13 protein-coding genes are annotated in these 13,402 nt (G+C 58.7%); 9 read left to right on the top strand and 4 right to left on the bottom strand.

What is annotated here, in order from left to right; translation table 11 throughout:
• The first annotated feature begins 92 nt into the window (after positions 1-92).
• Together FAES_RS05775 and FAES_RS05770 are read left to right on the top strand one after the other, a co-directional pair.
• A complete protein-coding gene (locus tag FAES_RS05775) occupies positions 93-1,091 on the top strand; it encodes a bifunctional heptose 7-phosphate kinase/heptose 1-phosphate adenyltransferase (RefSeq protein WP_015330261.1) in 999 nt (332 codons plus the stop codon).
• 60 nt (positions 1,092-1,151) lie between these two features.
• Complete coding sequence (locus FAES_RS05770) at positions 1,152-1,742, top strand: Uma2 family endonuclease (RefSeq protein ID WP_015330260.1); 591 nt, start codon at positions 1,152-1,154, stop codon at positions 1,740-1,742.
• 18 nt (positions 1,743-1,760) lie between these two features.
• Here the strand turns inward: FAES_RS05770 and recG are convergent, their stop codons facing one another.
• On the bottom strand, positions 1,761-3,869 hold the full coding sequence (gene recG / locus FAES_RS05765; RefSeq protein WP_041258611.1) for an ATP-dependent DNA helicase RecG: 2,109 nt from the start codon (positions 3,867-3,869) through the stop codon (positions 1,761-1,763).
• 199 nt (positions 3,870-4,068) lie between these two features.
• On the opposite strand from recG, the gene FAES_RS05760 reads away from it, so the two are divergent.
• From FAES_RS05760 to eutC, 3 genes are read left to right on the top strand one after another with little or no spacing between them, the layout of a single operon-like run.
• The gene (locus tag FAES_RS05760) at positions 4,069-5,454 is read left to right on the top strand and encodes an ethanolamine ammonia-lyase subunit EutB (RefSeq protein WP_015330258.1); all 1,386 of its coding nucleotides are present in this window, start codon (positions 4,069-4,071) and stop codon (positions 5,452-5,454) included.
• Positions 5,455-5,464: 10 nt separating this feature from the next.
• Positions 5,465-5,809, top strand: coding sequence for a DUF4377 domain-containing protein (locus FAES_RS05755; RefSeq protein WP_015330257.1), 345 nt, complete (start codon positions 5,465-5,467; stop codon positions 5,807-5,809).
• Positions 5,810-5,814: 5 nt separating this feature from the next.
• Positions 5,815-6,576 carry an ethanolamine ammonia-lyase subunit EutC gene (gene eutC, locus FAES_RS05750; RefSeq protein WP_015330256.1) on the top strand — a complete coding sequence of 254 codons (762 nt, stop codon included), beginning with the start codon at positions 5,815-5,817 and terminating at the stop codon, positions 6,574-6,576.
• 93 nt (positions 6,577-6,669) lie between these two features.
• Here the strand turns inward: eutC and pdhA are convergent, their stop codons facing one another.
• Positions 6,670-7,716: a pyruvate dehydrogenase (acetyl-transferring) E1 component subunit alpha gene (gene pdhA / locus FAES_RS05745; protein ID WP_015330255.1), complete on the bottom strand. Its 1,047-nt coding sequence runs from the start codon at positions 7,714-7,716 to the stop codon at positions 6,670-6,672.
• Positions 7,717-7,994: 278 nt separating this feature from the next.
• Here pdhA and recF point away from each other — a divergent pair, with 278 nt between their 5' ends.
• Positions 7,995-9,086, top strand: coding sequence for a DNA replication/repair protein RecF (gene recF / locus FAES_RS05740; protein WP_041257583.1), 1,092 nt, complete (start codon positions 7,995-7,997; stop codon positions 9,084-9,086).
• 72 nt (positions 9,087-9,158) lie between these two features.
• Here the strand turns inward: recF and FAES_RS05735 are convergent, their stop codons facing one another.
• Positions 9,159-9,551: a VOC family protein gene (locus FAES_RS05735; RefSeq protein ID WP_015330253.1), complete on the bottom strand. Its 393-nt coding sequence runs from the start codon at positions 9,549-9,551 to the stop codon at positions 9,159-9,161.
• A 108-nt stretch (positions 9,552-9,659) separates the two neighbouring features.
• Between FAES_RS05735 and FAES_RS05730 the strand changes: the two genes are divergently transcribed.
• Positions 9,660-9,917 carry a hypothetical protein gene (locus FAES_RS05730; protein ID WP_015330252.1) on the top strand — a complete coding sequence of 86 codons (258 nt, stop codon included), beginning with the start codon at positions 9,660-9,662 and terminating at the stop codon, positions 9,915-9,917.
• Positions 9,918-9,960: 43 nt separating this feature from the next.
• The gene (locus tag FAES_RS05725) at positions 9,961-10,899 is read left to right on the top strand and encodes a carbohydrate kinase family protein (protein ID WP_015330251.1); all 939 of its coding nucleotides are present in this window, start codon (positions 9,961-9,963) and stop codon (positions 10,897-10,899) included.
• 5 nt (positions 10,900-10,904) lie between these two features.
• Here the strand turns inward: FAES_RS05725 and FAES_RS05720 are convergent, their stop codons facing one another.
• Positions 10,905-11,483 (bottom strand): hypothetical protein, encoded by a 579-nt coding sequence (locus FAES_RS05720; RefSeq protein ID WP_015330250.1) that lies wholly within the window; start codon positions 11,481-11,483, stop codon positions 10,905-10,907.
• A 148-nt stretch (positions 11,484-11,631) separates the two neighbouring features.
• Between FAES_RS05720 and FAES_RS05715 the strand changes: the two genes are divergently transcribed.
• Positions 11,632-13,281 carry a DUF1800 domain-containing protein gene (locus FAES_RS05715; protein WP_041257582.1) on the top strand — a complete coding sequence of 550 codons (1,650 nt, stop codon included), beginning with the start codon at positions 11,632-11,634 and terminating at the stop codon, positions 13,279-13,281.
• Positions 13,282-13,402: the final 121 nt, after the last annotated feature.

Genomic DNA, 13,402 nt, shown 5'->3' with positions numbered 1-13,402 from the left:
ATACGCACTAGTCAACGCCGCATCAGCTAGGCGTAAGCGGCGTTGACTAGTGCGTATTGAACCTTCCTCCTGAACCCGCTTATCTTTGCGGCATGTCTTTTTCGTCATTACTCCCCCTCCCCGATCTGTTTTCCCAATTCAACCGCCTGCGTGTACTGGTCATCGGCGACGTTATGCTCGACGCCTACGTGTGGGGCCGCGTCGACCGGATTTCGCCCGAAGCGCCGGTGCCGGTAGTGACCGTGCAACGCCGCGAAGTACGGTTGGGCGGGGCAGGCAATGTACTGCTGAACGTGCAAGCCCTAGGGGCTGAAGCCGTAGTCTGCTCGGTCATCGGTACTGACCAGGCGGGCGATCAACTTCAGCAGCAACTTACCGAACGAGGCCTCAACTGCGAAGGGCTCATCCGGTCGGCGTCGCGCATCACGACCATCAAAGAGCGCATCATTGCCGGGTCGCAGCAGGTGGTGCGGGTCGATACCGAAACCGACGCCTACATCACTCCCGACGAACGTACCCAGCTAATCGAGAAAGCGAAGGCGCTTATCCCGACCTGCCACGTGGTGCTGTTCGAAGACTACGATAAGGGCGTGCTGAGCCGCGAGGCCATCGCCGAGATCACGGCCTTCGCCAATGATCACCACGTACCCACGGTAGTCGACCCCAAAAAGCGGCACTTTCTTGACTACCAACACGTCACGCTGTTCAAGCCCAACCTGAAGGAACTGAAAGAAGGCCTCAAAATTGATTTTAATGTGGATCGGCCAGCCGAGTTGGCGAGCGTAGTAGGGCAGTTGAAAGAGCGAATGCAGCTCGCCGGAACGCTGATCACCCTGTCGGAACGCGGCGTCTACATCGACTTCGACGGAGCGCAGGAGCAGCTCCCGGCGCACGTCCGCAAGATTGCCGATGTGTCGGGCGCGGGCGATACGGTCATCAGCATTGCCGCCTGTTGCGTTGCCTTGCAGCAAGCGCCCCGTCGCATCGCCGCCCTATCGAATCTGGGTGGCGGACTGGTCTGCGAAAGCGTCGGCGTCGTCCCCATCGACCGCACCCGCCTGCTCGAAGAAGCCCAGCGGCTGGGGGTGTAGCGAACAGACGGGTGCGTCGATTCGTTTTCGTATTTTTGGTGGACAACCGCGTCGTTTCGTATGATTACGAACCTATCTCAACTCGACCCCAACGGCACCTATACGTACGCCGATTACCTGAAATGGCAGTTTGAGCAGAGCGTCGAACTCATTAAGGGCAAGCTATATGATATGTCGCCTGCCCCGAGGGCGGGACATCAGCGCGTTTCTATGCGCATCACGGGCGAGTTGTATAATTACTTCCGCGATCGTACCTGCGAACTTTACACGGCACCTTTTGATGTCCGCCTGCCCAACCCCGACTACGAACCGGGCTACAACAACAAGGTATACACGGTGGTACAACCCGACATCTGTGTCATCTGCGACCCCGCCAAGATCGACGAGTATGGGTGCGTGGGTGCCCCAGACTGGATCATCGAGATTACATCCCCCTCGACGCACAAAAAAGATTTCAACGAAAAATTTGATCTCTACGAATCGGCGGGGGTTCGTGAGTACTGGATTGTCGTGCCGAAAAGCGCCGAAATCTATGCCTACGCCCTGAACGGCGACCAGTATGTGGAAACGGCCGTGTACGAAAAGGGAAGCCGCCCCACCTCAGCACTTTTCCCCGACCTATCTCTCGATCTGGATGGGTTATTTGGATAGTTCAGGTACGTTACCCCGCTAGCTAATCCGGCTCCAGTCGGATTTGGTGCGGCCTACGGCGTCGACGTGGTTGCGGATGGGGGCGTTTTCGGGCAACACCAGATTGGGGTCTTCTTCCAGAATCAGCTGGGCCGATTCGCGGGCGGCGGTGAGCACGGCACCGTCTTTGGCCAGATCGGCGAGGCGCAGGTCGGTGAGGCCGCTTTGCTGCGTACCGGCCAGATCGCCGGGCCCACGCAGTTGCAGATCGACGTCGGCAATCTCGAAACCATTGTTGGTGCGCACCATCGTTTCCAGGCGCGTTTTGGTGTCGCTGCTGAGTTTATAATCCGTCATCAGCACGCAATAACTCTGCTCGGCACCCCGCCCCACGCGTCCCCGCAACTGATGCAGCTGCGACAGGCCGAATCGCTCGGCGCTTTCGATCACCATCACGCTGGCGTTGGGTACGTTCACACCCACCTCGATCACCGTCGTGGCGACCAGAATCTGCGTTTCACCCTTGGCGAAGCGGGTCATTTCGTAGTCTTTACTGAACGCATCCATCTTACCGTGCAGAATCCCCACTTGGTATTTGGGCTGCGGGAACGCCCGCTGAATGCTTTCGTGGCCGTCGGTGAGGTCTTTGTAATCGAGCGTTTCCGATTCCTCGATCAGCGGGTAGACCACGTACACCTGTCGCCCCAATTCGATCTGCTGTCGCATGAAGCCAAAGACCTCAGCGCGGTGCTTGTCGTATTTGTGGACCGTTTTGATGGGTTTCCGGCCTGCGGGCAGTTCGTCGATAATCGAAATATCGAGGTTGCCGTAGAGCGTCATGGCCAATGTGCGCGGGATGGGCGTGGCCGTCATGACCAGAATGTGCGGGGGCACCACCGGGTTTTTAGCCCACATTTTAGCCCGCTGCGCCACGCCGAAGCGGTGCTGCTCGTCGATGATGCACAGGCCCAGGTTGCGGAACTGCACTACGTCTTCGAGCAGGGCGTGCGTACCCACAATGATGTGCATCTGCCCCGATTGCAATTCCTCGTGCAGTACCTTCCGGCGTTTGGTTTTGGTGCTGCCCGTCAGGATGCCCAGGTTCAGACCCATCGCGTCGGCGTAGGGTTTGAGGCCGTTGTAGTGCTGGTCGGCCAGAATTTCGGTGGGGGCCATAAGGCAGGCCTGCGCACCGTTGTCGATCGCCAGCAGCATCGTAATGAACGCCACGATCGTTTTGCCGCTGCCCACGTCGCCCTGCAAGAGGCGGTTCATCTGCCGCCCCGTGAGGCAATCCTTGTGAATTTCGCGCAGCACCCGCTGTTGGGCCCCCGTGAGCGGAAACGGCAGCAGGTGCTTGTAGAAGTGCGTCAGCAGACTCGTTTTCTGGAAAATCTGGCCGGGATGCTCCTCTTTCTGCAACAGCTTGTTCGAGATCAGCCGCAACTGATTGTAGAACAGCTCCTCGAATTTCAGGCGGCGTTCGGCCTGCCGCAGCCAGGCAGTGCTTTGGGGCAGGTGAATGTTCCACATCGCCTCGCGTTTACCCACCAGCCGAAACTTGTCGATCAGGGAGGCGGGCAGCGTTTCGTGGATGTGCGGCCAGGCATTTTCGAGCAGCGAGCGCATCGCTTTCGCCATCACCTTGTTGTCGATGAAGCGTTTGCGAAGTTTGTCGGTCAGGTTGTAAACGGGCGTCAGGGAGGCGTCAGGCTCGGCATCGGCCCGCACGGCGTCGAGTTCGGGATGGACGATGCTGAATTTGCTCTGAAACTCCTGCGGTTTGCCAAACGCCACGTATTCGCCATCACGACGCAGGTTTTTCTCCACCCACGTCAGCCCCTGAAACCACACCAGGTCCATCGTGCCGGTGCCGTCGGTGAAGGAAGCCACGAGCCGTTTTTTCGGGCCCTCGCCTTCCGTATGCCAGTCGCGAATCCGGCCCCGCACCTGCGCCGACGGCATCGACTCCATCAGCTCACTGATCGTGTAGAACCGGGTCCGGTCTTCGTAGCGATACGGGAAGTACTGGATCAGGTCGGCAACGGTAAACAGGTGCAGTTCTTTATTCAGCAATTCAGCCCGCTGGGGGCCGATGCCTTTGAGGTATTCGAGCCGGGTTTCAAAAAAGGTGGTCCGTTCAGTCATTGGAAGCGGGGCAATGGTAAAGTAAAAATAACGGTTTTCTGGCCGGAATGGGCTGCCGCACGTACCCCGGTTTGAAAACCAGGGCTGAATAAATCCGTCATCACGCCCAACTATCCATTTATTGAGCATCTTCGGGTTGCCAACGGATGGCAAGCCCCGGTTTTTAAACCGGGACGCAGCGCAACGCAACCAACAACTCATGTTCCGCCACGTCATCGGCCAACGTACCTACACGTTCAAAGACCTCAAAACGCTGCTGGCGCGGGCGTCGCCGTTGCGGTCGGGCGACGAACTGGCGGGGCTGGCGGCGCATTCGGCCGAGGAGCGCGTGGCGGCGCAGATGGCGCTGGCCGACCTGCCGCTGGGTACGTTCCTGACCGAAGCCGTTATTCCCTACGAGCAGGACGAAGTGACCCGGCTCATCATCGACAGCCACGACCGGGCCGCTTTTGCCCCCATCAGCCACCTCACCGTCGGTGGTTTCCGCGACTGGCTGCTAATGGCGGTGCCGGACCAACTGGCTCAGGTACGGTGGGGCATCACGCCCGAACTGGCGGCAGCCGTATCGAAACTGATGCGAAATCAGGACCTGATCAGCGTAGCGCGGAATTGCCATGTCATCACTCGCTTTCGGAATACGCTAGGCACCCCGATGGGCGGGCCGGGTCGGTTTCATACGCGCCTGCAACCCAACCACCCCACCGACGATCTGCGCGGCATCACAGCCAGCCTCATCGACGGCCTGTGCTACGGTTCCGGCGACGCGGTCATCGGCGTGAATCCGGCCACGGACAACGTACCCCAGACCATCAACCTGCTGCGGATGCTCGATCAGGTACGGGAGCGGCTGGCCATCCCGACCCAGACCTGCGTGCTGAGTCACCTGACGACCACGCTCCGGGCCATCGAGCAGGGTGCCCCGGTCGATCTGGCGTTTCAAAGTATCGGAGGCACCGAAGCCGTCAACCGCTCGTTTGGCGTCGATCTGGCCCTGCTGCGCGAGGGTTACGAGGCCACACTGGCGCTGAACCGGGGGACGGTTGGCCAAAACGTGATGTATTTCGAGACGGGGCAGGGCAGCGCACTGTCAGCCAACGCGCACCACGGCGTCGATCAGCAGACCTGCGAGGCGCGGGCCTATGCCGTTGCGCGGGCGTTCAATCCGTTGCTGGTCAATTCGGTAGTCGGGTTTATTGGCCCCGAATACCTCTACGATGGGAAGCAGATCATCCGGGCGGGGCTGGAAGATCATTTCTGTGGCAAACTGCTGGGCTTGCCGATGGGTGTCGACGTCTGTTACACCAACCACGCCGAAGCCGATCAGGACGATATGGACACGCTGTTGACGCTGCTCGGCGCGGCGGGCGTGACCTTCGTGATGGGCCTACCCGGTGCCGACGATGTGATGCTGCATTACCAGAGCACCAGTTTTCATGATGCGCAATACGTTCGGCAGGTGCTCAATCGACGCCCCGCGCCCGAATTTGAGGCCTGGCTCATCAAGATGGGCATCCTGAACGAGCAATTGCAACTACAACCCCTGCAGCCGGGTCATCAGGTCGTCAAACTTTTATCGGCTCCCTGATACAACCCCTATGAAACGCCTTTCTTTTCTAACCACGCTCTGTCTGCTCCTCACGCTGGCGCTTTCCTGCCGCACCGATAGCGTAACCCCCAGCGTGTGGCCCATTGTTTCCTCGCTTCAGATAGCGTCTACTACCCGCGATTGCAACGGCCCCTTCCCCCGAAAATGCCTACAGGTAAAAGAAGACAATGCGGCCAACTGGCAGCTTTTCTACAACTCCATTGACGGCTTTACGTATGAAGAAGGGTACGAATACGTCGTTGTGGTGCGACGCGAGCCCGTGCCAAATCCACCAGCCGATGGTTCGTCGATCCGCTATATATTGGTGGACGAAGTGAGCAAGACAAAACGCTGAACCTGATGGCGCATGCTAGCACCGAGGCCGACCCCTGGGATTTCCTACAACCGTTCACCGCTGCCCGCATCGCGCGGGGTCGGGTTGGGCACAGCCTGCCAACGCGCGCCCTACTCGATTTCCAGCTCGACCACGCCCGCGCCCGTGATGCCGTCTATTCGACGCTAGAAACCGGGCGGCTCCTCACAGACCTCGACCGCGTGCTGCCCCGGCCGCTGCTGCTGCAAAGTCAGGCACCCGACCGACCAACGTACCTGAAACGACCCGATCAAGGCCGTCGCCTCGACGCCGATTCGTGGCTTCGGCTGCAAGCGCTACCAACCCCTACCACCCCGCCCGACCTGTCTATCGTCGTCGCCGATGGGCTGTCGGCGACGGCCGTCAACACGCACGTGGTGCCTTTACTGATCCAACTCGTTCCGGCGTTGGTTGACTTGGGCTGGCTACTGACGCCGCTCTGCCTGGTGCAGCAGGGGCGGGTAGCCGTAGCCGACGAAGTCGCTTATGCGCTGAAAGCCAACGCCACGCTGATCCTGCTCGGCGAACGCCCCGGCCTCACCTCCCCCGACAGCCTCGGCGCTTACCTCACGTACGCCCCGCGCCCCGGCCTCACCGACGAATCCCGCAACTGCGTCTCTAATATCCGCCCCGACGGCATGCCCTACGAACTGGCGGCGCAAAAGCTACTTTACCTGCTCACCGAAATGCGCAACCGCAAACTATCGGGCGTCGACCTGAAAGACGAGATGGGTTTGTTGGGCGATTGAGAACCCGTTCAACATAAAAAGTCCAATGGTCAAGGGGTTGTCAGTTGATACAACTCCATGTCCATTGGACTTTTTATGTTGACTTCAAAATTCCTATTCCGTCAGGAATGGGTAATCGGCCTGCATGTAGACGTCTTTGAACGCTTCTTCGGCCGGCGGGTAGGGTGACTCTTCGGCAAACTTCACCGACTCGTCTACCCGCGCTTTGATGCTAGCGTCGATCGCCGCGATTTCTTCTTCCGTGGCGAAGCCTTCCTTCAGAATCGTCGCCTTCACGTTTTCGATCGGGTCGCGCTGTTTGTACTGCTCAACCTCGTCTTTGCTGCGGTATTTCTGCGGGTCAGACATCGAATGGCCCCGGTAGCGATACGTGCGGAACTCCAAGAAGGTTGGGCCTTCACCGGCGCGGGCGCGCTCAGCGGCGCGGCTCACGGCCTCGTGCACAGCTTCCACGCTCATGGCATCGACCGGCTCCGACGGCATGTCGTAGCTTTCGCCGATGGTATAGAGCTCCGTCACGTTCGAGGTGCGGGCTACCGACGTACCCATGGCGTAGCCGTTGTTTTCAACCACGAAAATCACGGGCAGTTTCCACAGCATCGCCATATTGAACGCCTCGTGCAAGGCACCCTGCCGCACGGCGCCATCGCCGAAGAAACAGATGCAGAGGTTGCCCGTTTTGTTGTATTTCTCGGCGAAGGCGATACCCGCCCCCATCGGAATCTGCGCGCCCACGATGCCGTGGCCACCCACAAAATTCACGTCTTTGTCGAAGATGTGCATCGACCCACCTTTACCTTTCGACGAGCCCGTTTGCTTGGCAAACAGTTCGGCCATCACGGCGTTGGGGCTGCTGCCCAGCGCGAGCGGAATGCCGTGGTCGCGGTAGGCGGTGATCCACTTATCGTCTTTGGTCAGGGCCGAGTAAGACCCCGACGAACAGGCTTCCTGCCCAATGTACAGGTGGCAAAAGCCTTTAATCTTCTGCTGTCCGTAGAGTTGTCCTGCTTTTTCTTCAAACTTCCGCTGAAGCTGCATCGACTCATACCAATAGAGGTAACGCTCTTTGGGGTGCTGCGTTTTGGCCGGTGCCTTGCCGTTACTTTTGGTAGCAGACGCTTTGTCTTTGACAGTTGCCATTGTGTATACTGTAAGTAGAGAGGTAATTGCCCTATGACGGCCACCCACCGAGGGGAGAACAAAGGCGATGTATCTTTGTTGCTGCTATAAGGCAAATTGCCTGCAAAAGTAACGATAAAGGAGTAAGGGAGAAAAGGAGAAACGAAAGCTATAACGCAGCGATAGGCGGAGAAGCACGGAGTCACGCAGAGATTTCCTGCTTAGCCCTTCTCTGCGTAACCCCGCGCTTCTCCGCCTATCGCTGCGTTATAGCCCTTATGTCCGCTGCAAGCCCACGTATGTACCTCGAAAAACTGAGCCTGACGAACTTCAAGAATTACGAAGACGCCCTCTTTACGTTTAGTCATCAGGTGAATGTGATCGTGGGGCCAAACGGCAGCGGCAAGACCAACCTCCTCGACGCCATCTACTTCCTGGCCCTGTCGAAAAGCGCGTTCCAGACCATCGACGCCCTGAGCGTGACGCACGACGAAGATTTTTTCATCCTCGACGGTATCTTCGTCAAACACGACCGGCCTACGCAAATCACCATCAGCCTGCAAAAGGGGCAGCGCAAGGTGATTCTGGCCGATAAGAAACCCTACGAAAAGATCAGCGAGCACATTGGCCGCTTCCCGGTGGTGCTGATGGCCCCAAACGACACCGATCTGGTGCGCGAACACAGCGAAGACCGCCGTCAGTTTGTCGACGGCGTGCTCTCGCAACTCGACATCGACTACCTTCAGGATTACCTCCAGTACCAGTATGTGCTGAAACAGCGCAACAGCCTGCTCAAACTCTTCGCCGAACGCCGCCAGGTAGATCACGACCTGCTCGACACCTACGACCAGCCCCTGCTGTACATCGGGCAGCGCATCTTCGACCGGCGGAAGCGGTTTGTGGCGGATTTTCTGCCCAGCGTACAGGCGCACTACACGTACCTGAGCGAAGGCCGCGAAGCCGTCGACATTGTGTATGATTCCGACCTGAACAAGCTGGGGTTCGAGGATCTGTTTGTGCAGAACCGCAGCCGCGACGTAGCTATGCAGCGCACCACGATGGGCGTTCACCGCGACGATTTCGAGTTTCTGATCGACGGCGTGGCCCTCAAACGGTTCGGGTCGCAGGGGCAGCAGAAAACCTTCGTGATCGCTCTCAAACTCGCCCAGTTCGACCTGCTGCTGGCCGACAAACAAACGCGCCCCATTTTGCTCCTCGACGACATTTTCGACAAACTTGACGACGGCCGCATCGCTAAACTCATCGAGCGCATCAGCGACGGCACTTTCGGCCAGCTATTCATCACCGACGCCCGCCCCGAACGTACCCAGCAGTTTCTGGCCAACGTACCCGCCGACGTCCGCTTCTTCCGGGTGGAGAAGACCGTTTAGCGTGTAAAGTTGGCTGACGCCAGACTAGGATGCGTCAGCCAACTTTACACGCTAAACCTCGAACTCTAAACTCTAAGCGGTTATTTCAATTCGGTTCTGCTCCGGGTCGAGCACGACACTTTCGTAGTAGCCGTCGCCGGTACGTCGGGGTTCGCCAACGATGGGAAAGCCATCGGTTCGGAGTCGCTCGGTCAGGGCATCAACGGCCGCCTCGCTGCCTACGGATACGGCGAAATGGATCAGGCCCGAAAACTGGGCGTGGGCATCATTCAGCGAGTCAGGAATACCCGGTTTCCGCATCAGTTCGAGGCGGGCACCTCCGTCAGGGAACGACAGAAAATAAGAAGAAAAGTCGGTTCGGGGGTTTACGTATTTTTCGTTGGCGGTAGCGGCAAAATACGTTTCGTAGAAGGCACGCATCGCTTCCAGATCGCGAACCCAAATAGCCAGGTGGTCAATCGTCATAGGGCAAAGGTCGGGAATGGTGGGCGCTCCGGATTCGCTCGGATTGGCCAAAGGTGGTGATGTATAAACGCATTGACTAACTTGCCGTTCCTATAGACACACAAACCTATGTCACTCGAAGAACGAATAAACAGGCTGGAAGACCGAATCGCCGAGTTGCTGATTTCGCAGGCCACCCTCAACGATCGGTACGACGATGTGCTCAATCGGGTCGCTGAGCTGGAAGTCACCAACGAGCAGTTACGCCACCAGATGGCCACCCTGACGGCCTATCTGGACCTGCAACCCGACCAGATCGACGCGGAGCCGGATCAGTTCGGCATGTCCAGCTGGCTGAAACAGGTCGTTAAACGGCGGATCAACTAAGTATCGCTTACCCATCCCACCTACCCCTTTACCGCACGCTTGTATGCCGTCGCAACGCCTTGTTCTGTCCGTTGGTGAACTACTGGCCGATTTCCTAGGCCAAACCTTTACCGAAAGCCTGCTCGACGCGGCTGATTTCACCCGCTTTCAGGGCGGATCACCCGCCAACATGGCCGCCAACATGGCCCGGCTCGGTAACGCATCGGTGCTGATTGCCACGGTAGGCGACGATAATCTAGGCCGGTTTCTGGTGCAGGAAGTCGCCAAGACGGGTATCGACGTGAGCCACATCGCCACCGACGCCGATGAGCCGACGAGCATCGTGGTGGTGTCGCGCACCCGCGCCACGCCCGACTTCATCGCCTACCGAACCGCCGACCGGCTCATCCGTCCCGAGCACCTGCCCGATAGCCTGCTGGCCCAGGCGGCGCTGTTCCATACCACCTGCTTTGCCCTCAGCCGCGAACCGGCTCAGTCGACCATCGTTGATGCGGCCCGGCGCGCCGCTGCGCTGGGTGTGCAAGTCAGTATCGACGCCAACTACGCGCCCAGCATCTGGCCCGACCGTCAGCAGGCCTGGCAAATTCTAACCGATTATTGCAGCACGGGTGCCCTGGTGAAACTGAGCGAAGATGATGCCGCCCGCCTCTACGGCAACGTACCTGGCGAGACGACTCACGAGCAGATTCTGGCCGATTTTCACCGAATGGGGGCCCGGCTCGTCTGCCTCACGCTGGGTGCCGACGGGAGCCTGATTTCGTCGGACCACGGCGCTACGGTGGTGCGGGTGCCGGGCCAACCACTTACGGTCGTCGACGCGACGGGTGCGGGCGACGCTTATTGGGCGGGCTTTCTGACGGCCTGGCTCGACGGCAACGTACCGGCGGCCTGCGCCCAGGCGGGTGCCAGACTGGCCGCACTCAAACTCACCCGTAAAGGCCCACTGCCCGCCCAGGTGGAGCGAAGCGTGCTCTATAGCTAGCGGGATCAATTGACCATCGAGCAGTTAACCCAGGCGAAGGCATAAGGAGCAAACAGCCATGTTTCGCCAGCCAGCAAGCAGCCATCCGTCTGAGCCGATGGCTGGCCGGGTCGTTTCTGGTCGAATGCCGCTAGTTCCTGGTTATACCGCACCCGATAGGCCGACGATGTAGCCTTCATAGCCGGTGAAATGGCCCCTTCCTTTAACAGGTAGTAGCGAGCCACCAGCCAGTAGCTTTTTTCGGCGACGCCATGGCGGCGTTGGGGTATCCATTGCCCGTTTAGGGAACGTAGCGATTGCGCGATGCTGGCTAAATAAGCAACGGGCAATTCCGCATCGTCGTCGGCAATGACGCGCACAGTATCCAGTTCGCCGGTTTCGGTCAATCTGAAGCTGACCGTTAGCAGAACGCCACCCGTCTTGTAGCGGTACGCCCCGGCTTTCAGGCGATTGAAGGCAGATACGGCTCCTTGCCCGTTGGTCAGGCTAGGCGGCGTAAGCACGACCTGTGCCCGGGCGAAAAAGGCACCGAGCAGTAGCCAACTCAGTAAAATCAACCGGGTCAGTCCATTAGCGGTAGCCATTGGTAGTAAGACTGTTACTTGTTGCTCAGCAAGATACCGCTTTTGGACAAATGGCCAACTTAGCCCAGTAATGGCGTGCTATTTGCTGCTATATTTGGTATACAGCCTGATACGACACGTTAACCGGGCGGCGCTTTGCCCAACCGTAATGCCTCTTTTAGACCCTTACACCGTCCCGCTTACCCGGGAGACGGCGGCTCATCTATTGCGCCGGGCGACGTTTGGCCCCACCAAAGCGGAGATCACGTCCCTGGTTGGGCAGACGGCTTCGCAGGCGGTCCAAACGCTCATCAGCAACATCAATTACAACCCGCCGCCACCCGTCGAGATGGACGAGAATTTTCCGGGGGCCGGGCAGCCATACCTGAACGGGCCGTTCAACGGGGGGCGTAATTTCCAGTTTGGCTATTTCATCAAATACTGGTGGCTGGGGCTGATGACGCAGCAAACCAACGCGCCCAACCTGATCGACAAGCTGACGATGTTCTGGCAAAACCACTTCGTCACGACCCGCGCCACGGTGGATGATTACCGCTTCGTCGACCGTTACATCCGGCTGCTGCGGGGGAACGCGCTGGGTAATTTCCGGAGCCTGCTCATCGCCGTGACTAAAGACCCGGCCATGCTGCGCTACCTCAATGGCAACGAAAACAAAGCCAGCAGCCCCAACGAAAACTACGCCCGCGAGCTACAGGAGTTGTTTACCTGCGGCGCGGTCGATTTTGCCGGGGCTAAAAACTACACCGAAGACGACGTAAAAGCCGCCGCCCGCGTGCTGACCGGCTGGAGTTACACTAATTTCTGGGTCCAGGACTCAACCTCCTTCACGACGGTATTTACTCCCGCCGACCACGACAGCACCAACAAAACCTTTTCGGCCAAACACAACAACACCGTGATTACGGGCCGAACGGGAGCCACCGCAGGCGATGCCGAACTGAACGACCTGGTGACGATGCTGCTCAACCACCCACAGACGGCCAAATTCATCTGCCGGAAGCTCTACCGCTTCTATGTCAACCCGCACGTCACGCAGACGATCGAAGACACCGTAATTGCGCCCCTGGCCACGTTTTTCGCGTCGGCGGCCAACAACTGGGCCATTCAGCCGGTGGTGGTGAAACTGCTGACGAGCCAACTCTTTTTCGACGCCAGCAACCGGGGGGCGATCGTCAAATCCCCGGCCGATCTGCTGGTGGGCTCATTGCGTTTTTTCGACCATCCGGTACCCGTTATCGCCACCGACTACGTGGCATTTCGGCGGCTGATGGAGTTTGTGCAGTGGCGGATGGAGCAGCTCCAGATGGATCCCCTCGACCAGCCGACGGTGTTTGGCTACGAGCCGTTTTACCAGACGGGGTTCTCCAAAAACTGGATCAATACCAACACGGTAGCCCAGCGCAACGAGTTTACCGACGCGCTCCTCTGGCGCTGGTATGAAATCAAACCGGGTTACAACCTGGGCATCGATGTACTGGCGTGGGCGCGGTCGCTGCAACCCGATTTCAGCAACGTCTACAACGCGACCACCAACCCAACCGGCACGCCGCCCATTACCTGCGAGCAGGTGCTGGCGGCCTTTACGGCCGATCTGTTTGTGTTTGAGTTACCCCAGACCCGCAAAGATTTTCTGATAGACACGATGATGATGCAGAGCCTCCCGCGCACGTCGTGGCTGTTTGAATGGAACGCCTACCGCAGCAACCCCACGCATCCGGCCAACGCCAACACCGTCACCTGGCGGCTGCAACTCCTGATGCGCTACGCCCTGCGCCTGGCCGAATACCATGTTTGTTAACCGGAGCCAGGCAAGTCAGTGCAGGTGCAGTCCCGACCTCTGGAAGGTCGTCTGGGCGTTTTTGGCACCCAATATAGGTACCGTTCCTTTCCAGACTATGTACGCCATCTATACCGACTTG

The sequence above is a fragment of the Fibrella aestuarina BUZ 2 genome, assembly GCF_000331105.1.
In the GTDB taxonomy this organism is placed as follows: Bacteria; Bacteroidota; Bacteroidia; order Cytophagales; family Spirosomataceae; genus Fibrella; species Fibrella aestuarina.
This window is presented reverse-complemented; position numbering and strand designations above follow the sequence as displayed.

Excerpts from the sequence above, each read along its gene's own strand:
- FAES_RS05775 (WP_015330261.1), top strand. The coding sequence starts at position 93 with ATGTCTTTTTCGTCATTACTCCCCCTCCCCGATCTGTTTTCCCAATTC.
- FAES_RS05770 (WP_015330260.1), top strand. The coding sequence starts at position 1,152 with ATGATTACGAACCTATCTCAACTCGACCCCAACGGCACCTATACGTAC.
- recG (WP_041258611.1), bottom strand. The coding sequence starts at position 3,869 with ATGACTGAACGGACCACCTTTTTTGAAACCCGGCTCGAATACCTCAAA.
- FAES_RS05760 (WP_015330258.1), top strand. The coding sequence starts at position 4,069 with ATGTTCCGCCACGTCATCGGCCAACGTACCTACACGTTCAAAGACCTC.
- FAES_RS05755 (WP_015330257.1), top strand. The coding sequence starts at position 5,465 with ATGAAACGCCTTTCTTTTCTAACCACGCTCTGTCTGCTCCTCACGCTG.
- eutC (WP_015330256.1), top strand. The coding sequence starts at position 5,815 with ATGGCGCATGCTAGCACCGAGGCCGACCCCTGGGATTTCCTACAACCG.
- pdhA (WP_015330255.1), bottom strand. The coding sequence starts at position 7,716 with ATGGCAACTGTCAAAGACAAAGCGTCTGCTACCAAAAGTAACGGCAAG.
- recF (WP_041257583.1), top strand. The coding sequence starts at position 7,995 with ATGTACCTCGAAAAACTGAGCCTGACGAACTTCAAGAATTACGAAGAC.
- FAES_RS05735 (WP_015330253.1), bottom strand. The coding sequence starts at position 9,551 with ATGACGATTGACCACCTGGCTATTTGGGTTCGCGATCTGGAAGCGATG.
- FAES_RS05730 (WP_015330252.1), top strand. The coding sequence starts at position 9,660 with ATGTCACTCGAAGAACGAATAAACAGGCTGGAAGACCGAATCGCCGAG.
- FAES_RS05725 (WP_015330251.1), top strand. The coding sequence starts at position 9,961 with ATGCCGTCGCAACGCCTTGTTCTGTCCGTTGGTGAACTACTGGCCGAT.
- FAES_RS05720 (WP_015330250.1), bottom strand. The coding sequence starts at position 11,483 with ATGGCTACCGCTAATGGACTGACCCGGTTGATTTTACTGAGTTGGCTA.
- FAES_RS05715 (WP_041257582.1), top strand. The coding sequence starts at position 11,632 with ATGCCTCTTTTAGACCCTTACACCGTCCCGCTTACCCGGGAGACGGCG.